The organism is Paenibacillus sp. CMM36, assembly GCF_053570945.1.
In genome coordinates, this window is record NZ_JBSEDY010000006.1 from 296689 (window position 1) to 315707 (window position 19019).

At 42.8% G+C, this 19019-nt stretch carries 16 protein-coding genes and 1 pseudogene; 8 read left to right on the top strand and 9 right to left on the bottom strand.

What is annotated here, in order from left to right; translation table 11 throughout:
- Positions 1 to 28: 28 nt before the first annotated feature.
- From ACWA2B_RS15060 to ACWA2B_RS15070, 3 genes are all read right to left on the bottom strand, one after another.
- Complete coding sequence (locus ACWA2B_RS15060) at positions 29 to 547, bottom strand: sigma-70 family RNA polymerase sigma factor (protein ID WP_029515305.1); 519 nt, start codon at positions 545 to 547, stop codon at positions 29 to 31.
- A gap of 914 nt (positions 548 to 1461) precedes the next feature.
- Positions 1462 to 2343 (bottom strand): hypothetical protein, encoded by an 882-nt coding sequence (locus ACWA2B_RS15065; protein ID WP_029515306.1) that lies wholly within the window; start codon positions 2341 to 2343, stop codon positions 1462 to 1464.
- A gap of 623 nt (positions 2344 to 2966) precedes the next feature.
- Positions 2967 to 3461, bottom strand: coding sequence for a MerR family transcriptional regulator (locus ACWA2B_RS15070; RefSeq protein WP_029515307.1), 495 nt, complete (start codon positions 3459 to 3461; stop codon positions 2967 to 2969).
- A gap of 175 nt (positions 3462 to 3636) precedes the next feature.
- Between ACWA2B_RS15070 and ACWA2B_RS15075 the strand changes: the two genes are divergently transcribed.
- The gene (locus tag ACWA2B_RS15075; protein ID WP_029515308.1) at positions 3637 to 4488 is read left to right on the top strand and encodes an aldo/keto reductase; all 852 of its coding nucleotides are present in this window, start codon (positions 3637 to 3639) and stop codon (positions 4486 to 4488) included.
- A 357-nt stretch (positions 4489 to 4845) separates the two neighbouring features.
- On the opposite strand, the gene ACWA2B_RS15080 is transcribed toward ACWA2B_RS15075, so the two are convergent.
- On the bottom strand, positions 4846 to 5007 hold the full coding sequence (locus ACWA2B_RS15080) for a hypothetical protein (RefSeq protein ID WP_430025841.1): 162 nt from the start codon (positions 5005 to 5007) through the stop codon (positions 4846 to 4848).
- Between the two features lie 54 nt (positions 5008 to 5061).
- Here ACWA2B_RS15080 and ACWA2B_RS15085 point away from each other — a divergent pair, with 54 nt between their 5' ends.
- Positions 5062 to 5205, top strand: coding sequence for a helix-turn-helix domain-containing protein (locus ACWA2B_RS15085; protein ID WP_412178872.1), 144 nt, complete (start codon positions 5062 to 5064; stop codon positions 5203 to 5205).
- Between the two features lie 501 nt (positions 5206 to 5706).
- On the opposite strand, the pseudogene ACWA2B_RS15090 reads toward ACWA2B_RS15085, so the two are convergent.
- Together ACWA2B_RS15090 and ACWA2B_RS15095 are read right to left on the bottom strand one after the other, a co-directional pair.
- A pseudogene (locus ACWA2B_RS15090) lies at positions 5707 to 6356 on the bottom strand (FMN-dependent NADH-azoreductase).
- Between the two features lie 476 nt (positions 6357 to 6832).
- Entirely contained in the window at positions 6833 to 9364 is a 2532-nt protein-coding gene (locus ACWA2B_RS15095; protein ID WP_340932217.1) for an NB-ARC domain-containing protein, read from the bottom strand.
- Positions 9365 to 9488: 124 nt separating this feature from the next.
- Here ACWA2B_RS15095 and ACWA2B_RS15100 point away from each other — a divergent pair, with 124 nt between their 5' ends.
- The 6 genes from ACWA2B_RS15100 (at position 9489) to ACWA2B_RS15125 (ending at position 15472) form a co-directional block, all read left to right on the top strand.
- Positions 9489 to 9872: a tautomerase family protein gene (locus tag ACWA2B_RS15100; protein ID WP_029515310.1), complete on the top strand. Its 384-nt coding sequence runs from the start codon at positions 9489 to 9491 to the stop codon at positions 9870 to 9872.
- A gap of 37 nt (positions 9873 to 9909) precedes the next feature.
- Entirely contained in the window at positions 9910 to 10545 is a 636-nt protein-coding gene (locus ACWA2B_RS15105; RefSeq protein WP_029515311.1) for an FMN-dependent NADH-azoreductase, read from the top strand.
- 105 nt (positions 10546 to 10650) lie between these two features.
- On the top strand, positions 10651 to 11340 hold the full coding sequence (locus ACWA2B_RS15110) for a metal-dependent hydrolase (RefSeq protein ID WP_069011459.1): 690 nt from the start codon (positions 10651 to 10653) through the stop codon (positions 11338 to 11340).
- Between the two features lie 183 nt (positions 11341 to 11523).
- Entirely contained in the window at positions 11524 to 13140 is a 1617-nt protein-coding gene (locus ACWA2B_RS15115; RefSeq protein ID WP_029515313.1) for a spore germination protein, read from the top strand.
- Positions 13141 to 13149: 9 nt separating this feature from the next.
- Positions 13150 to 14352: a Ger(x)C family spore germination protein gene (locus tag ACWA2B_RS15120; RefSeq protein WP_165150641.1), complete on the top strand. Its 1203-nt coding sequence runs from the start codon at positions 13150 to 13152 to the stop codon at positions 14350 to 14352.
- Positions 14353 to 14380: 28 nt separating this feature from the next.
- Positions 14381 to 15472 carry a GerAB/ArcD/ProY family transporter gene (locus ACWA2B_RS15125; protein WP_449292350.1) on the top strand — a complete coding sequence of 364 codons (1092 nt, stop codon included), beginning with the start codon at positions 14381 to 14383 and terminating at the stop codon, positions 15470 to 15472.
- Between the two features lie 7 nt (positions 15473 to 15479).
- Here ACWA2B_RS15125 and ACWA2B_RS15130 read toward each other — a convergent pair whose 3' ends face one another.
- From ACWA2B_RS15130 to ACWA2B_RS15140, 3 genes are all read right to left on the bottom strand, one after another.
- Entirely contained in the window at positions 15480 to 17117 is a 1638-nt protein-coding gene (locus ACWA2B_RS15130) for a glycoside hydrolase family 13 protein (RefSeq protein ID WP_449292351.1), read from the bottom strand.
- A 64-nt stretch (positions 17118 to 17181) separates the two neighbouring features.
- Positions 17182 to 18075 carry a carbohydrate ABC transporter permease gene (locus ACWA2B_RS15135; RefSeq protein WP_449292352.1) on the bottom strand — a complete coding sequence of 298 codons (894 nt, stop codon included), beginning with the start codon at positions 18073 to 18075 and terminating at the stop codon, positions 17182 to 17184.
- A 13-nt stretch (positions 18076 to 18088) separates the two neighbouring features.
- Complete coding sequence (locus ACWA2B_RS15140) at positions 18089 to 19003, bottom strand: ABC transporter permease (RefSeq protein ID WP_029515318.1); 915 nt, start codon at positions 19001 to 19003, stop codon at positions 18089 to 18091.
- Between the last annotated feature and the right edge of the window lie 16 nt (positions 19004 to 19019).

Here is a 19019-nt window from a genome sequence, read left to right on the forward strand (position 1 = left end):
ATCATTTCAATCCTTTCCGAATATTTGATTAGTCCTGCCTTGCTATAGCCTTGCTGGATGTGGCCTGCAGCTTGCGTGTCGCTCTTTGGAGCAGACTGCCTATTAGCGGCGACCTGACATTAAGCTCTTCCGCGATCTCCGCATAGCTGTAGCCGGAGTAGCGCAGAAGCAGCGCTTGGCGGTCTCGTTCGGGCAGTCTGTCCAGCCAAGCCTGAACCTCTTCCTGATCCAATCGACGCATCAGCGCCTCTTCGCCGGATTCAGAAGCGACTTCCCCTTCATACATTATCTCCTGCTTATTCTGCAGCTTTCTCTCTCTTGCTCTCTTCTCTAAATAATCGTATCCGATTCTTGTCAGTACCCGGTGTAGCCATGCCCCCAGGGTTGCCGGGTTGTCCGGCGGATTTCTGTACAGCCTCAGAAATACTTCCTGCGCCAGATCGTCGGCTGCTGCTTCATCTCGCACAAGCGCAGCCAGTTTTCTGCGTACGGTTGGATAATGCTCATAAAATATGTTGCGGAATGGTGAGGATTCCGGAATACTCATTTTATAATTGCCTCCTTTTAAGCTGCAGCTATTAGGAAGACGAACCTTCTTCCTTTTTTGTATCATGCTCGGGAGATTTTCTTCGAATTTTTTTAGGCTGCACTTAATTGGACAGTCCAATGACATCAGGATTAAGAAATTGTTAGACATTAGAAAACAACTTTATTGTACAAAGAACTATTGTATTTCAGCAAAACCTATGCTCGTCGCTCTAACGAAATTTGTGTATGTACGTCGTACCGACTACATCCATCATTGTATTAATGATTCATTAAACCGGTAAAAAAGCTTTCCATAGCCACCTTTTCGGGTGATTATAAAAAGCTAATCTGCTTTGGAGCGTCTATAACGATCGCTTAAAATTTCCCAGAAAACTGTTTGACAATGCCTTTTGTCAGGTCCGCTAGAACTAAATACTGAACGACACTTAACTTTTCATTATTTAGTATGCATGGGGTTAATTGATATTGAACCTATGACTGGAATAGGAATGGAGGGAATATTATCAGTAACGATTACTAGTCAGTGTTATCACGTTGAGCGCCCTCCATCGTTTTTATTGCAATGTAAAACGCCCAATGTAACCGATATATTTGAATTGACGGCCGAGACATTAAGTCTTTGTGCTGCTGAAATGGCTTTATGAGGGCACGAAGCACCCCCTGCCTCGACACGCCTCTCCTCAATGATAGTGTTCTGTGAATTGAGTGGATATCCTTCAGAAAAATCAGTAGATTTCTAGAAGATTGTTATGATTCTTTGGAACTATTCTACCAAATAAAAACCCCTTCTTTGTAGAAGGGGTTTCAAATATACGAACCTAGCTATTCATGCCATGATTATTAAGTTGTTGGAAGCTATTCATGCCGTGATTGTTAGGTTGGATCGTTGCTGCACCAGTAGGGATGATTACGTTACCTAACAGAAACAATACTACTGCCATCATACCTAATGCCTTTTTCATCTTTTAACACCCTTTCTAGGATAGTTTTGTTCAATACATTATATTCATTCAGCTGTTCTTTAGTTGCATGAACACTAAATGAAACAAATAATGCATTGATTTTTTTATATCCAGTATCATCCTTAAGTTTATCAGACATTCGCAATCCCTTGAGGGATATATTTAATGCATTGTAAATATTACCATTAGTAAAGTGGTAAAGGGACATAAGATATAAATGATCTATATAATAACGAATATTGGCTTCCGTTTCGTACTCTCCATCCAGAGCGTCCAAATTAGGCTCAAATTCTTTTAATGCCCAATCAACGTTACAGTTATGTTTTAAAGCTGACTCCAGTATCGTAATAATCCCCGGCAACAACTCTTCTTCCTCGGCATTGTGTATAAATTGCACATATTCAGGAAGCGTCTCCATATTACCTTCCAGCAAATTCAAAACATATGTATTGGCATTTGCAATCATCCTGAAATGTGCTACATCCTCCTTCCCCTCATCGTCCAATCCAGATATCCATCCCAATTCAGAGTACTTTTCAATACAATCCCTGGCTGCTGAGTAATCGCCCATCTTTTGCAATGCGATACCTTTCGCCACCATAGAATATCCAAAATAAAAAGCAACACTTCGTTTAAGTCTTTTAGTATCAATTCTCGGCTGCCCTTTTGCTTGTCTAAGTTGGTCTTCTTCATAGAATGCGTTGATTGAGTGGTGGAGTTTATCCGCAATATGTACCATAGCATCCCAACCATCTAGTGAAAACTCTGCTTGCAGCATTTCATACAAAAGGTTTATGTCACTTATTGATTCTAAAACTGCCGAGTTAAACATATAGCTGCCTCCTGATTACATTTTTAACCAATAGTATATTATAATTGGGCAATGGTCAATTACGTAGTTAAGTGAGCTATTCACAAGTTGAATCTTCTCTGAATTTTCGCATATGATGTGAGACACTGAATTGGCTTAGCCCAAGTATTTTTGCATACTGTGCCTGTTTAAGTCTTGGACGCAGTTCCATTAAATCTTTCAGTCTGCCCCTTGTTATTTCAGACTTACGTTTCTTTACATTCTAATCTCTGTAGTAGTCAATTCTACCGCTGGCGTGGGGTGCTGCCTCCTTTTAAATCATGTGTACATACGATGCATAGAAAGCTTTCCTGAAAGTGCGTTAGCTGATCGACTGATCCCGCAAAAAGGTAAATACATACATTGGGAAGATCAGTCCGAGAACTAAGTTACCCAGACGGTTCGACTCATGTTTGAAACAACGTTACCATTTTATGATCTTTTACGATGCGTTCAGTGCTGTTATTTGGTGTAAAAACAGAGGATTTGAACGAAGGCAATGGGTCCATTTGGCCTGCTGCCTTCTCGTTATGATTAAGTTATCGTCTCTCGTTAGTCCAATCTAGACTGTTCTGAATCTTGTTCATCCTAAGCCAACCAGAAATTTAAAACAGAGGATTTTCTTCGAGTGGTTGTGTCTCACGTAGATCTCTAGCCTTCCGAACAGAGGGCGAGTAAAAAACGTCACTATGCATATGCTGAATTTTATCCCAGTTGCCAGGATTGGTCGTGTCTGGAGAGCGGTGCTCCAGAATGGCCTGATATAGAGCCGTTTTTTGTTCCAAATGGGCAACGTGCTGTTTGGCTTCTTCGAGCTTAATGAGCGCCGCTTCCTTATGCTCCATCATGAGTGTGTAGCGTTGCGGAATGGTCGAATCCCCTTCGAGACAGAAATCGACGTACATTTTAATGACTTCAATCGGCATCCCGGATTGCTTGAGACATTTGACGCCATGCAACCAGTTGATCGATTCTTCGTCGAACATCCGAATGTTGTTTTGATTGCGCTGTACGCTTGGTACCAGGCCTTTATCCGTGTAAAAGCGTACAGCGTGCTCGGTGAGTCCCGTTATCTGGGCAGCTTCTTTGACTGTATGCATGTGGAATCCTCCTTGGAAAAATAAAAATTTTTGAAGATGGCTTGACTTCGTGTAACACGAAGGCGTTAGGCTTATTGTAATGCAAGTCGACCGTAAGCGGAAGCCCACTGAGGTGCCCGATTTCCGAGTTTTGCGGCCGTTTGCGTTTTACATTTGGACAATGGGAGGAAATACAATGCAAACCGTAACATTAAACAATGGTGTGAAAATGCCGATCATCGGCTTTGGTGTCTACCAAGTTCCAGATGCTGAAGAATGCGAGAACGCTGTATATGAAGCGCTGATGGCTGGTTACCGCCTGATCGACACCGCCTCCGGTTATTTGAATGAGGAAGCGGTCGGTCGTGCGATTAACCGCAGCGGCGTACCGCGTGAGCAGCTGTTCATCACGACCAAGCTCTGGGTTCAGGATGCCGGCTACGAGAGTACCAAGCACGCATTTGCCAAATCCTTGAAGAAGCTTCAACTCGACTATCTCGATCTGTACCTTATTCACCAGCCATTTGGCGATTACTACGGTGCATGGCGTGCGATGGAAGACCTGTACCGCGAAGGCAAGATTAGGGCGATCGGTGTCAGCAACTTCCTACCCGACCGCCTGATGGACCTCATCGTTCATAACGAAATCGTACCCGCCGTCAACCAGATCGAAACGCACCCGTTCTACCAGCAAACAGAGAGCGCAGCTTTTATGAAAGAGCACGGAGTTCAACACCAGTCGTGGGCCCCATTCGCTGAGGGACTTAACAACATGTTCAAAAACGAAGTGTTGCTCTCGATCGCAGAAAAATACAACAAGTCCGTCGCTCAGGTCGTATTGCGCTGGCTTGTTCAGCGTGAAGTCGTTGTAATTCCAAAATCGGTGAGAAAAGAGCGGATCGTCGAAAACTTTGACATTTTCGATTTTGAGTTGAGCGCGGATGATATCGAACAAATCTCGGCCCTCGATACGCGGGAAAGTCTTTTCTTATCGTATCGCGACCCGGAAGTCGCCAAGATGATGGGCAACTGGAGAATCGATCTGTAAACCTTGATCGAACCATAAACTTATCACTCGTTTATCCTCATCTATAAAGAAAGGGCAGGGCGGTTTGAAGTGAACCCTGTCCTTTTTTTACTTGAATTGACCCTTGGATTTGCTTTTCAGCTTTATAAGATGCCACCTTTCGCTTAATCATAATCCCCCCTATTAGAGCAATAATTCTATAGAAGATTTAGACTGATTTATTCAACGAGTGTCTCTGTTAGCGCAATTCTCAACTTGTGTTCGTGACTAGATATTTTCGGTTTTGTCAGTTGGAAGCTGGGACACACAAATATCTACGCGAAGTGCCGAGGATTCCAAGGGAATTTTCCAAGCTTGGTGCACGCTGTTTGAGTTTGGCTAAAATGTCATAGTACTGTCTAATTCCCGCATCCAGATTTCTGCGTGTCTCTGTGCAAATTGTTGGAAGGAGACAGGCGCCTTCACAGTCACCCTCATTACAGTATCAGTACTTAGATCTTCCGCCCCTTCCTCGCGAATTTTACGGTCGAGTCCGGTCATAATCCTTGCTTATCCCTGCTGCTAACCAGCTGCGGGTCAATTCATCATCTGATATTGATTAGTCAAATTGAGAAAGGAAATGCGATGCCCTCTTTTGAGATCATTAGCAAGCTTGCGGAGCGATTAAATTGCTCTATTACTTTTAAGAGGCCCCGGAAACCGTTTCTCTTCCTCCCTCCATTCCTGCTCAATTGGTAAGGGCGGAACAATATCTTGAAAGCAATTTGTTAAATGAGTTTCTAAACATAATAAAGAGTATAGAAATCACAGAGGAAGAAGCTGATTTAAAAGCCCAACTCAATAACAAAAGCAAGCGCACAAAAAAATGAGTGAATTGTATATCCTTATAGCTGAAGCTTATTATCACCAAAAAGATTTTGAGACCGCTTCGTATTACTACAGGCAAGACCTCCCTGCTCAATAACAAAAAACCTCAGGGCTTCTTCCAGATGGATAAGGTCCCTGGGGTTTAACCATTATATTTCCACTTATGGCTCATAGCGGCTCCATAATGATGACCGCATTGTGGCCGCCAAAACAAAGGAATTGCCTAAGTATCAAGGATTGTAATAATGCAACTTATTTGGGTAACGTACATCAGGTGTAACAACAATACATTCCCCCATCATGGTCAAAAAAGAGAAAGAAAAACCAGAAAAAAATCCTGGAATTTTTCCGCTTTTTCTTTAGGCTGTCACATCAAAACGCTTTGGCTGCCAATATGGCTTGCCGGATTGCTGATTCCTTTATGCTCTGCGCTTGGTCCGGCTGCTCACTGATACCTTCAACAAAGATAGCCTGCACATCGTCAATGCCCAGTAAATTCATGATAGCTTTTACATAACTATGGCTGTGCTCTACATCTTTGAACTTCCCATGGGAGAGACCGTGCCGGAAGCCTGAATGTGCATCACTTTTTTGTCCTGCTGCGTCCCAATCAAACCGGACAAACCCCGCAGCCCATTATCGGCTCGCTTAATAGTTTTTCCCGGAACTATAACCGCGTCAATGTACGCTTTCAGAACCGACGGGAAAGAATAATTCCATACCGGATTGACAATGACGATTTTATCCGCAGTCATGAATTGGTCCGCAATCTCGCGCATTCGCACCGCTTTGACCTTCGATCCCTCGCTCAGTTCATCGAAAGAAAGACCACTTGGTGGCTGCCCCCAGCGTCTTAGAAGATCGGCGTCGATTTGCGGAAGATCCATGCGATACAGGTCCAAATGAATGACCTCATCTCCTGGATTGGCCTCCTGATAGGTTTCGATAAACTGTTTGCCGACTGATAAGCTGTATGTACCGTCTTTTAAAGGATGCGCGGTTACGTACAATACAGTTGCCATGATAAATCCACTCCTATGTTATGATTAAAATAATTGAGGATACAATGCTATTAATAGCAATTCTAGCTATGCTGTTCGTGGATATGAAAGAGCTTCCCCTACTCCATGACTTCCACTGTCTGGTAAACATTCAGCAGTGGAACTTTTTCGAGTCCTATTGAAAATCCGCTGAATATTATCATTACTAACTCCCTTCTTAATGTAATCATTATAGTTACAGAAAAAAATGAGTGTCAAGAGGGATCTTGAAATGCAGACACCAATTTTTTGACTTTTATTGGTCGTTCATAAACTGCATACCCCACAGGAAGACCGCTTTTCTCAAAGATGTAAAACAAAAAGAAACCGTCTTGGTAAATGGAAGTGCGACCCACCATTTACGAAAGGAACGGTTTCTTTGTACTATCACCTTGTTCGTGTTGTCAATGAGGCTGTCCATCGTTTGGACGATCAGATTTTCAGGGAGGCTATCACACCTAAGTTTCTAAAGAATATGCGAGAATCTGGTCTTTCGTTAGACTCTTTCCTTTGTTCCAAATATCGCGTATTTCCTGTTCAATTAAAACATGTTGAAGATCAAGAAGCACTGCATTATGCTCCACGGGAAAATTCGGAACGGCAGCAGCTCCGAAGCTTTCGCGACATTTCTCAGCAGCACTCAGAAGGATGACCGCTTCTGGATAAGCCTTCTTTGCCCATAAAGCTATAGCCAACCCTTCTATTCCGCGAGAGAGAATCCATGTCCCTTTGTAAATTTGGCTGATCGCAATGCTTTTTTTGAAGCATTCAATGGATTGATCGGTCTGCCCAAGTTTCAAGGCAGCATAACCGAGGCTTTCGTACGGACCGGATACTTCCCATTTATCCTGAACCGATTCGAAGAAGTACACGCTCTCTTTTAGAAGCATGGATGCTTCATGATACTCCTTTTGTTCCAGCTTTAGCTTTCCGTAAGCATGCAACGAAGCCGCCAAATTCCACATGTCCTTCGTTTTCCTGGCAATATCAACGCTCTCCTTAACGAGAGGCTCGACATCTTTCAAAAGTAGCTGGTTGATATAAATAAATGCCATGAGACGAAGAGAAGAGGCTAATTGTGCAGAATGGTTCAGATCACGGGCGAGCTCAGCGCTGCGTGCAGCTGAAACCATGGCTTCTTCAACGTTTCCTTGAACCAATTGAATGACGCCCCGCCCATGCAATGCTTTGGCAAAATCTCCACCAGGCAGTTCTTTATGAACGGTACTTTCCAGAAAACGATTAAGCCAAAAAATCCCCTCCTTTAATCTGCCTTCATGAAGCCAGAACCAGTAAAGGTTTGAAACCATATGAAATCCAATTGAGTTGGTATGTGCATCATTCTGATAACACCATTGCATGGCTGAGCGCAGGTTTGCATATTCTCGTCTCACTTCATCAAGGCAGGCATCACGCTCGCGAGTCCTGAACTTGGCCTCGGCACGATTCAAAATTTGGCTGTAATATTGAGCATGACGTTCAAGAAGAACATGTCTGTTACGGCCGTCAGTTTCTTCCCGCATCTTCTCGCCAGCATATTCCTTAATGGCTTCCAGCATGAAATAACGGATATAGCGGTAGTCATCACTGGTTTCGATTGAGACGAGTGACTTGTTGACCAGTCCGGATAACAGATCAAGCATATCTTCCCGAGCAAGTTTATCATCACGGGTGGGCAATGCGGGTTCGCAGCTACAGATCCGCTCCACTGCCTCCAACGTAAACCCTCCCGAAAATACACTGAGCCTTCTCAGAAGCAGTTGCTCCTTGCCGGTTAGTAGATCGTAGCTCCAATCGATTGTAGATTTCAGCGTTTTTTGCCGAGGCACAGCATTTCGTTTTCCAGCAGTCAATAATGTCAGCAGACTCGCCAGACGTTCTTCCATCTGTTCTAATGTCAACATACTCATTCTGGAAGCCGCAAGCTCAATGGCTAACGGAATCCCTTCTAATTTTTTGCATATGGCACCTACAAGCTGCAAGTTTGCCAGCGTGGGTTGAAGCTTAGGAGCAACCAAAAGCGCACGTTCCATAAACAGTTGCACGGCTTCAAATTCCTTGATTTCTTCTTCGGAAAGCACCTCCAGCGAATACTCCTCACCTGGAAAGGATAACGGGGGAATCCGATAGACGTATTCCCCCGAAATGTTCAAGGCTTCTCGGCTCGTGACCATGATGCTTAGTGTTGGCGCAGCCATCAGGAGTGATTCAGCTAAAGCCGCGCATGCATCAATGATGTGTTCGCAGTTGTCGAAAATAAACATCATTCTTTTCTCGGAGATTACATCTAATATGGTTTGGAGATCAGTTCGATTCCCTTGATTTTGCAGTCCCATAGTGGATAACAGATACTGGCCCAAAAAATGATGATCCTTTACGGCGCCGAATTCGAACATCCAAATACCGTCCGGATACGTTTCAGCAAGCGTTGAAGCGACTCGAACAGCAAGTGATGTTTTCCCTATCCCTCCGGGTCCTACGATTGACACAAGGGAATGGAACTTCAGCTGTTCTTTCAGGTCAGCCATGGATTGGTTTCTTCCTATAAAGAGAGAAGGAGGCTTCGGTAACTGACTTTGCCTTGCAAGTGAAACGGCTTGCGTGGCAACCCGACCTTCCTGCGCGGAACCTTCGAACGAAGCAACGGTTTCAAACCAAGTGACATCAAAATCCGGAAACTCCCGTTTTGTTGCAGAGCGCACTTCCGAAAAGCGTTTTACTGCAAGCCAAAGCTCCTCAGCCTCTTTCCGCTGGGCTCCCTCCAGGAAGAGTCCTTCCTCCAAAAAGACTTGAATCAAACGTTTGAGGCTGCCAACGCTGGGAAGACGATCTCCGTTCTCCCACTGTTGAACGGTTCGTGGATCGACGCCAACTTGCCTTGCCAAGTCAACTTGCCGTGTTCGTTTGGAAAGGTTATGTCTAGCGGGCCTGGAACGAATTTTTTTAATCCAATCATGGGGCCAATCTTTCAAAGATTTTTCGTCTTCCATCTTATCACCTGGCTTCAATAGTTTGAGCATCTCTGACACGAACTAACACGAACTCATGTACATTCGTGTTCTGGATTTTAACAGATAGAATAAAGCATATCAACAAAAAGAGGAGGTAATCTACATGCCTTTAACGCGTATCGTCACGTTGGAAGGACGTTCGAGCGAAGCTAAAGCCCGTATTAAAGAGGCTGTCTCGCAAACGATCGTGGACAAGCTGCAAGTGCCTGAAAATGATCGTTTTTTGATTATCGAGGAACACAACCGAGAGAACTTCAACTTTGATCCAAACTGTCTGGACATTGAAAGAAGCGATGGATTTCTCATCGTTCAAATCATTTTGAATGTCGGCAGATCGTCTGAAGTAAAAAAAGAGTTCTATGCGGCATTAGCTGAACAACTGCATGAGCAGTGCAACATTAGAACCGAGGATGTTTTTATCAATTTAATTGAAGTCACGAAAGACAACTGGTCTTATGGCAACGGCATCGCCCCTTTTATTGTTTAAATCGTAATTTTATATAAGAAGGAGAGAAAATATAATTATGTCGACTATTCTTTATATCACTGCGCATCCTGGTAATCCTGAAGCATCTTACAGCCTTTCCGTTGGCGAGCAATTTGTACAAGCCTATCAAGAAAGTCACCCAGAAGATAAGATTGTGCACGTAGATCTGTATCAACGAGACATTCCGCATATCGATGCAGATGTATTGGAGGCATGGGGCAAGCTTCAAACGGGAGCATCGTTTGATCAATTGACTGCCGCGCATCAAGAAAAAATAACCCAACTGAATCATTTGCTCGAAGAGTTTGTCACTGCGGACAAGTACGTGTTCGTTACACCCATGTGGAACTTTTCTTACCCTCCGGTATTGAAGGCATACATTGATTCCTTTTGCGTCAGAGCCAAAACATTCAAATACACGGAGAATGGCCCCGTTGGACTGCTGCATAACAAAAAAGCATTCCACATTCAAGCTAGCGGCGGCATCTATTCGGAAGGTCCTGTGGCGGAACGCGAGAATGGAAGCCGTCATTTGAAGACGGTTTTGAATTTTGTCGGCGTAACAGACTTTGATAGCCTATTTGTGGAAGGTCTGTCCACGGCGGGAGACCGCGCTCCCCAAATCAAAGCCGAAGCAATTGAAAAAGCGCGCAATGCTGCGAAGAATTTCTAAGAGTATGTTTCGATAGCGATTGGAGATTAGTCAATATCGTGGCAATGGTTTGTTACATCACATTAATAAACCCGGCACCGCCGATTTGACCAAGGGGGAAGAAAAATGAAAGTATCTTATCATGGACATTCCGTTGTAAAAATCGAAACCCATGGCACAATTATTCTTATTGATCCTTTTATTACAGGCAACTCCAACACCGATCTGGAAGCAGCCGACGTGCAGGCTGATGTAATCCTTCTGACCCATGGCCACGGGGATCATGTTGGAGATACTGTGGAAATTGCAAAACGAAATGACGCGCTGGTAATCGCATCGGCAGAGCTAGCGGATGTTCTCAGTTGGCAAGGTGTACGAACCCACGCCATGAGCATTGGGGGAGCTTATCAATTCGAATTTGGAAAAGTGAAATTAACCCAGGCTTTTCATAGCTCAAGCCTCGTTAATCTGGAGACTAAAACAATCATCTATACGGGAATGCCTACAGGGATTCTGTTCACAGCAGAGGGCAGAACGATTTACCACGCAGGAGACACAGGTTTGTTCTACGATATGAAGGTGATTGGAGAACTCAGCAATATCGATTTGGCATTTCTGCCGATCGGAGACAACCATACTATGGGTCCAGAAGATGCTGCGCTGGCAACTGAATGGCTTCAAGCGAAACAAGTTGTGCCGATCCATTTCAATACGTTCCCTCATATCAAACAAGACCCTCACTACTTCGCCTCGCTTCTAAAGGAAGGGGTAGGGAAAGTGTTGGAACCGGGAGAAGGGCTCGAGTTGATTCCCTGACCTGCTAGTTGAATTTAGTTATTTCCAAAAAATCAAAAGCGGGCGCTCTCCTCTGTTGGACGGCGCCCGCTTTTGATTTTTTAGATTTTAATGGTTAACTTTGGAATCAACTGCTCTTAAGAAGTATATTTTAGGTCTTAGAGGATAAAATATGCTTTATCAATAAAGCAAGGGGGTTAACTTGTGTTGTTAGGTTGGTTTAGAAACGTTCTGAGACCTGAAAGAAGGCGTAGACAAGATAGTGAAAAGTCCAATCAGCAAACAACTGACCCCATTAATCCGTCATTGCCCCAAACTCTGTCTTTACTCAAATCGAAACTCGGACAAGGTCCTGATTTTATCATTCGTAATTTTTCCGAAAATCCTGCCCATGCCGGTCATCTCGCAGTATGTTATATCGAGGGATTAATTGATCAAAACTTACTTTCCGATTTAATGGAAGGTTTAATTACAGAAAAACTCTCTGAATCTTCCTCTAAGCTTGGTGAAAATAGCACGGTCTCTCTATTAAAGAAGACAATTCCAGCAGGAAATATTCAAATGATACATTCGCAAAATGAGGTATATCAAGCCATTCTCTCCGGGAATGCTGTCATTGTCATCAACGGAAACAACTATGCTTTGGCAGTTTCCATCGCAGGCGGAGTAAGACGGGCTATTCAGGAACCCAGTACTCAGACCGTAGTACGGGGTCCTAAAGAAGGATTTACAGAGGATGTCTCAACTAACATTACACTGATCAGAAGAAAATTGCGGACACCTGACCTTAAATTTGAAAGTCACGTTATTGGACGATATACACAAACTAAAGTCATATTAGCTTACATTGAAAATGTCGCTAATCCAGAAGTAATACGGGAAATTACAAAACGGCTTCAATCCATTGATACAGACAGCATACTTGAAAGTGGCTATATCGAAGAATTCATACAGGATGAACCACTTAGTCTCTTTCCCACCATGCTAAACTCAGAGCGTCCGGATACTGTCGCAGGTAGCCTTTTAGACGGACAAGTAGCTGTTCTGGTTGATGGGACGCCATTCGCTCTGATTGCACCTGTAACTTTCTTCAATTTCTTTCAAACGGCCGAAGACTACTACCAGAGATATGACATTTCAACTTTTTTAAGGGCTCTTCGTGTGGTATCTTTTCTAGTCTCATTGTTGCTTCCCTCTCTATTTATAGCCTTGACGACTTTCCAACAGGAAATGATCCCCACCACGCTGTTAATTACGCTGATGGCTCAACGGGAAGGAACTCCTTTTCCTGCATTAATTGAAGCATTAATGATGGAATTGATGTTTGAAGTGATTCGTGAAGCAGGTGTGCGAATGCCACGGGTCATCGGACCAGCCGTTTCCATTGTAGGAGCTCTGGTTATCGGGCAGGCAGCGGTGCAAGCCGGACTGGTCTCAGGTGCAATGGTTATCGTTGTTGCCTTCACTGCTATATCGAACTTTGTCATCCCGTATTTTGGTATGGCTTCAGCAGTCAGGTTGTTGCGTTTTGCACTTATGCTACTGGCGGGGGCTCTGGGCTTATTCGGTATTCTGATAGGAATTATCCCCCTTCTTGTTCATCTTGTATCTCTCAAATCATTCGGAGTTGATTATTTTGTGCCCTACAGCCCCACCTTTAAATCTAATATGAAGGACCTTATCATCAGAGCTCCGTGGTGGGCTATGAAAACCAGACCTAGCGAAAAATCAGGCCATAACCAGACAAGACAGGCAGCTCACCAATACCCTGCTAGTTCGGATGAAATCAAAAATAATGACAAGTCTGATACCCAAAAATAGGAGAGATCAATGGTGCGGCAATTAAGAGTTAGTTATGTTCTGTTTATTGCAGGGTTATTACTTACAGGGTGCGTAGATCGTACAGAATTGAACGAATTAGCCATCACAACAGCAACTGGAATTGATGGCCATAAGGGCGACTGGATCAATACCTATCAAATCATAATTCCATCAGCTATGACGACTGGATCAGGTGGTTCTTCCACCGGGGCATCGCAAAGCGCTGTACATACCTTTTCTACACATGGAAAAACATTGAGAGAAACCGTTACGAAGAGTAGCCTGGAATACCCGCGTAAACTATATTTTGCCCAAAATAATATACTCGTTATTGGAAAAAAAGCAGCAGAACAAGGCATTGAAGAGATTATTGATATTTACCTCCGCAACCTTGATTCACGAGAAACTGTAAAAGTATTCATTGCCAACGGAGAGGCTCGTGATTTTTTAAAAAAGCTTGTACCACCAGAGAAAATTCCTGGTCAAGCTTTAGAAAAGATTATAGAAAGAGATAGCAAATTAGGATCAATCTACCCCGCAATATCCATGTATGAATTTATTTCGAAAATTAGCTCCGATAGTGGCGCAGCCGGAGTTCCAGAAATATCTCTTGAGGGTTCAGAGCCGGAGAAACTAGACTCTGTTGATGTTTTCAAGGAAACCTCCGCCAAAAATAAACTCAAGTTATCGGGTTTAAGCATTTTTCAGAAAGACAAGAGAGTCGGCTTTCTAAATGAAAAGGAAAGTATGGGGGTTTCATGGTTAAACAACCAGATTAAAAACACTACTGTAAACTATGTAGATGGGAATGTTACGTCCGCTTTCCTCATCCGGAAAGCCAAGATTAAGGTTACGCCAATCAAGAATTTAAATCATTATTACCTAAACGTTGACGTTAAAGCTACCGGTGATCTTCTGTCAGCCTCTTCCCAAAGAGAAATGAAAAATATGCAAAGTACACATCAATTGCAGATGCAAGCAGCAGAAACGATCAAATTGCAAATTCAGGAAGGCTGGAAAGCCTTACAGCAAAAGAATATCGACCTTATCGGTATTGGAAATAAAATCCATCACAAGTATCCAAAAGACTGGAAAAAAATAAAAGAGACGTGGCCTGGAGAGTTAGCAAACATGGATATAAAAATAGATGTAAAAATGAAGCTTGCACGTCCAGGATTATTCGAAAAATCTTTTAACGAACTGTTGAAATAAGATAAACAGGGAGAGGTGAATTGAAGCCATGCGTCAAAATACAATCCGACTATCCGAGTTGATCATTTGTATGTCTTTATTTGAAGTTGGAAGTACAACTTTGTTTTTAATGGGGGCTGAAGCAAATCAAGATGCTTGGTTAGTCATGTTGATAGGAGCTTTAGCAGGACTACTTCTGCTAAAGCTCCATCTTGTTATTCACCATCAAGATCCTGAATTAGATTTGTTCATGTTGTTTCGCCGTTACACTGGGAAATATGTGGGCACACTCATCAATTTACTTTTTGTGCTGTATTTTACATATGAAGCTTCTCGGAACATACGCGATTTAGGCGAGGTGACAGTAATGACATTGCTCCGCCAAACCCCTTTGTGGATCATCATCTTGATCACAATCGTGGTTGTATCCAACACGGTTCGTTACGGCTACAAAGCATTTTTCTTATTTTGCTTGTTCCTTTTCCCTTTTTTTGTACTTGGATACGCCATAATTAGTATATTAATTCCGGCAACTGGTCTCTTTCACTTGGAAAATTCCCTTCCAGTTTTAGAGGAAGGATGGAAACCCATATTTAAAGCCGCTATTCCTGAGCTTATCTCCTTTCCATTCGGACAAACTGTGTTATTTCTTGTATTTTATCCGCTCGTACATAAAGGCCGGAATCTCACAAAACCCGTTTTCTTTGCCTATATAGTGACCGCACTTGCTCTAACATTTATTAATCAATTGGATATTTTTGTTCTGGGACCTAAGATCGCCGCTAATAGCACACTTCCACTTTTGGAAACCGTTCAGTTGATTGAATTAGCAGATCTGTTCGAACGAATGGATGCCCTTTTCACCTTGCTTCTTTTTCTTGGCTTGATCATCAAAATGTCTTTATTTTTTAACGGTGCAGTGATAGGACTTGAAAAAATAACTGGAGTCGGATTTAAAAAATGGATTCTTCCCCTTGCTGCACTTATTTATGGGCTTTCTTTTTTGTCGCCTAACTATACTCATCACATGGTAATCGGTCGGAAATTTGTTCTTAATTCCTGGTTTCCTATTTTTCAAATTCTCCTCCCTTTGTTACTATTTGTGGTTATTGTCATCAAAAAAAAAAATCTAAAAAGCTGAGACCTTTTCATTTATGGAGTGTATCGATAAGGTACATTCTCGCTTCATAAGGGCGCATTTCTATTTCAGACATGTTACTTGGATAATTGGATATTAGCAGCTGCTTAGTCTCTGCCAGCTCTTTCTGAAGTGGGAGATGGGTTGTGTATTTTTGAAAATTACATACTACAAGTAGTTTGGCTCCTTTCAGCGTTCGAGTGTACGCGAACAAATCTTTATTCTTGGGATATATCAGCTCATAATCCCCATATATGATCACTTCATGATCTTTCCTTAATCGGATTAGTTTCCGATAATAATGGAATATGGATTCAGGGTTATTTAAACTTTCTTGTGCATGGATATCCTTATAATTCGGGTTTATTTTAATCCAAGGGTTCCCTAATGTAAAACCAGCGTTGTCGGAAGCGTCCCACTGCATTGGTGTTCGAGCGTTATCACGCCCCTTTGCAAAGACTGACTCCATAACTTTATCTTCAGGGTATCCTTTCTCAATTCTATCTTTGTAGAAATTTAGTAACTCAATATCCCGATAGTCTTCAATTGGATATTGAACATTCGTCATTCCTAATTCTTCCCCCTGATAAATGTATGGTGTGCCTCGCATGCCATGAAGAAGGGTTGCCAACATTTTAGCCGATTCTATCCTGTATTCTCCGTCATCTCCCCAACGAGAAACGATTCGGGGTAAGTCGTGATTATTCCAAAACAAACTGTTCCAGGCATCCCCCTTCAGCTCTGTCTGCCATTTAGACAACACTTTTTTTAATTCTAGAAAATCTAGAGGCTTAAGATCCCACTTCCCTTTCCCCTCTTGTTCGTCCAAACTAATATGTTCAAATTGAAATACCATTGAGAACTCACTGCCGTCCGGGTTGCTATACAATTTGGCGATCTCTGGCGTAGCGCCCCATGTTTCTCCAACCGTCAGCAGGTCTCCAGCTTTTTGAAACGTCTCCTTGCTGAGTTCCCTGATATACTTATGCAGATTCGGCCCGTTGCTGGTAATTTTCAAATCTGGCTCTTTTCCGATTAAGTCAATTACGTCAAGTCGAAAACCGCCTACACCCTTGCTTATCCACCAATTGATCATTTCGTAAATCTCTTGTCGGACTTTTGGGTTTTCCCAGTTGAGATCCGGCTGTTTTACAGAAAAAAGATGTAAATAATATTGCCCTATCTCGGGTACCCATTCCCAAGCTGAACCACCAAAGATGGAACCCAAATCGTTTGGTGGTATTCCTTCAACGCCATCTCTCCAGACATAATAGTCATGGTACGGATTTTCTTTGCTTTTTTTTGCTTCTTGAAACCAGGGATGCTCATCGGAAGTATGGTTTAACACCAAATCCATTATGATTCGAATGTCACGCTTCCCAGCTTCATCAATTAACATCCCCATATCATCCAAAGACCCGAACATCGGATCAATATCCCGATAGTCCGAAATATCATAACCAAAATCATCCTGAGGGGATTTACAAACTGGTGATAGCCAAATTGCACCGACACCAAGTTGCTGCAAATAGTCCAGACGGGAAACAATTCCTTTCAAATCGCCGATTCCATCACCATTACTATCTTGAAAGCTCCGTGGATATATCTGGTATACAACGATTTCTTTCCACCAATTTTTATTTTCCATTGTTCATTTCAACCCTTCCAATACACAAATAGTATTTTTATCTTAAGCAAGTCACAGCATATAATTACTCTTTTACCGATCCTACAACAATTCCAGTCACAAAATATTTTTGAAGCAGCGGATAAATCAGCAGCAGCGGGATGACAGCGACTACGATTTTGGCCGCATTTAAATTTTTGTTTGAAATTTCAGTCAAGTTGCTGAGTTGTGCTGAGTTGGTGCCGGATTGAAGAAGTTCCGCAATGTTCACATTAAGGGACTGAATATAAGTCATTAGCGGATAATTGCTAACTTGGGTCATATAGATCAAACCGCTGAAGAAATCATTCCACGTTCCCACGATACTGAATAGTGCTACCGTCGCCAGCGCAGGGATGGACACGGGAACATACACTTTAAACAGGACCTGGAGCGGATTCGCCCCATCGATGAATGCTGCTTCTTCTAGCGCCTTAGGTACAGCAGAGAAGAAGTTCATGACAAGGATGACACTGAATATAGGGACCGCACCCGGCAGAACAAGCGACCAAATTGTATTAAGCATATCGAGGTTTTTGATCAGTAGATAACTCGGGATCATCCCGCCGCTGAACAGCATGGCAAAAATCATGACATTCATATAAATGTTTCTGCCTCTAAATTCCCTTCTCGACTTGGAGAGCGGGTATGCCATTAAAATAATAAGAATCATGTTGAGAATAAGTGTAAGCACAACACGTAGAACAGATATGCCAAAGGAACGCCAGAACTGAGCATCATCAATAATTTTCGTATACGCTGCTGTTGTAAAATTGACCGGTACGAGACCTACAGCATTAGCTGACACGGCCTCGCTGCTGCTGAATGAAATCGCAACGATATTCCATAAAGGAAGAAGGCAGATCAATGCCAGCAATATGACGATGGTATTGATGACAAACCGGCCAATTCGATCTTTTAGGCTTACAGAATACGGCATAGGCTTTGCCTCCTTAGAATATTTTTCGGTCGGTGTATTTCTTGGCCAAATGGTTGGCGGATAATAGCAAAACAATACCGATCACTGACTTAAACAGACCAACAGCCGTACCGAAGCTATACTGTCGCCCAACGAGTCCAATCCGATATACATAAGTATCCAGAATATCCCCCGATTCATAGACAACCGGATTATACAGATTATAAATTTGATCGAAGCCGGCACTCAAAATATTGGTCAGACTCATCACTCCCATGAGCAGGATAATAGGCAGCATACCTGGCAATGTAATATGCCATACTTTTCTCCACCAGCTGGCTCCATCCATTCCTGCCGCTTCATACAGACCCGGATCAATCGAAGTAATTGCAGCCAAATAGACGATGGAACTGTAACCGAACTCCTTCCACACGTCTGTCCCAATAATCAGCGGCTGGAACCAGGTGTTGCTGCCGAGAAAATTAATATTCTCCAGACCGAAAAAAGCCAAAATTTGATTCACTATTCCATCCAAACTGAACATGTTAACAACCACGGATGCTAGAACTACCCAGGATAAAAAGTGTGGCAAATAAACAATTGTCTGTACGGATTTTTTAACGAATTTGATGCGGATCTCATTTAACAAGATGGAAAAAATGATAGCCATCATTGTTCCCAATAGAATCTTGGCAATGGCAATCACCAACGTATTACTAAAAACCTGTGCGATGTCCGGCAGCTTAAACATATAAATAAAATGCTTCAGCCCTACAAATTTGGAGCCAAACATCCCCTTGGCTGGTATATAATCCTGAAACGCCGTAATGACACCGACCATCGGAACATAGCTGAATACCAGTAAAAATAAAATCCCCGGAAGCATCATCAAATGATACATGGCACCCGTGCCCAACCGACCTTTTGCTCTATCATTTCCCTGTTTCATGGATGGACCCCTTTCC

What these genes read in the sequence shown, in the direction of transcription:
- ACWA2B_RS15060 (WP_029515305.1), bottom strand. Translation starts at nt 547, where the DNA reads ATGAGTATTCCGGAATCCTCACCATTCCGCAACATATTTTATGAGCAT.
- ACWA2B_RS15065 (WP_029515306.1), bottom strand. Translation starts at nt 2,343, where the DNA reads ATGTTTAACTCGGCAGTTTTAGAATCAATAAGTGACATAAACCTTTTG.
- ACWA2B_RS15070 (WP_029515307.1), bottom strand. Translation starts at nt 3,461, where the DNA reads ATGCATACAGTCAAAGAAGCTGCCCAGATAACGGGACTCACCGAGCAC.
- ACWA2B_RS15075 (WP_029515308.1), top strand. Translation starts at nt 3,637, where the DNA reads ATGCAAACCGTAACATTAAACAATGGTGTGAAAATGCCGATCATCGGC.
- ACWA2B_RS15080 (WP_430025841.1), bottom strand. Translation starts at nt 5,007, where the DNA reads ATGACCGGACTCGACCGTAAAATTCGCGAGGAAGGGGCGGAAGATCTA.
- ACWA2B_RS15095 (WP_340932217.1), bottom strand. Translation starts at nt 9,364, where the DNA reads ATGGAAGACGAAAAATCTTTGAAAGATTGGCCCCATGATTGGATTAAA.
- ACWA2B_RS15100 (WP_029515310.1), top strand. Translation starts at nt 9,489, where the DNA reads ATGCCTTTAACGCGTATCGTCACGTTGGAAGGACGTTCGAGCGAAGCT.
- ACWA2B_RS15105 (WP_029515311.1), top strand. Translation starts at nt 9,910, where the DNA reads ATGTCGACTATTCTTTATATCACTGCGCATCCTGGTAATCCTGAAGCA.
- ACWA2B_RS15110 (WP_069011459.1), top strand. Translation starts at nt 10,651, where the DNA reads ATGAAAGTATCTTATCATGGACATTCCGTTGTAAAAATCGAAACCCAT.
- ACWA2B_RS15120 (WP_165150641.1), top strand. Translation starts at nt 13,150, where the DNA reads ATGGTGCGGCAATTAAGAGTTAGTTATGTTCTGTTTATTGCAGGGTTA.
- ACWA2B_RS15125 (WP_449292350.1), top strand. Translation starts at nt 14,381, where the DNA reads ATGCGTCAAAATACAATCCGACTATCCGAGTTGATCATTTGTATGTCT.
- ACWA2B_RS15130 (WP_449292351.1), bottom strand. Translation starts at nt 17,117, where the DNA reads ATGGAAAATAAAAATTGGTGGAAAGAAATCGTTGTATACCAGATATAT.
- ACWA2B_RS15135 (WP_449292352.1), bottom strand. Translation starts at nt 18,075, where the DNA reads ATGCCGTATTCTGTAAGCCTAAAAGATCGAATTGGCCGGTTTGTCATC.
- ACWA2B_RS15140 (WP_029515318.1), bottom strand. Translation starts at nt 19,003, where the DNA reads ATGAAACAGGGAAATGATAGAGCAAAAGGTCGGTTGGGCACGGGTGCC.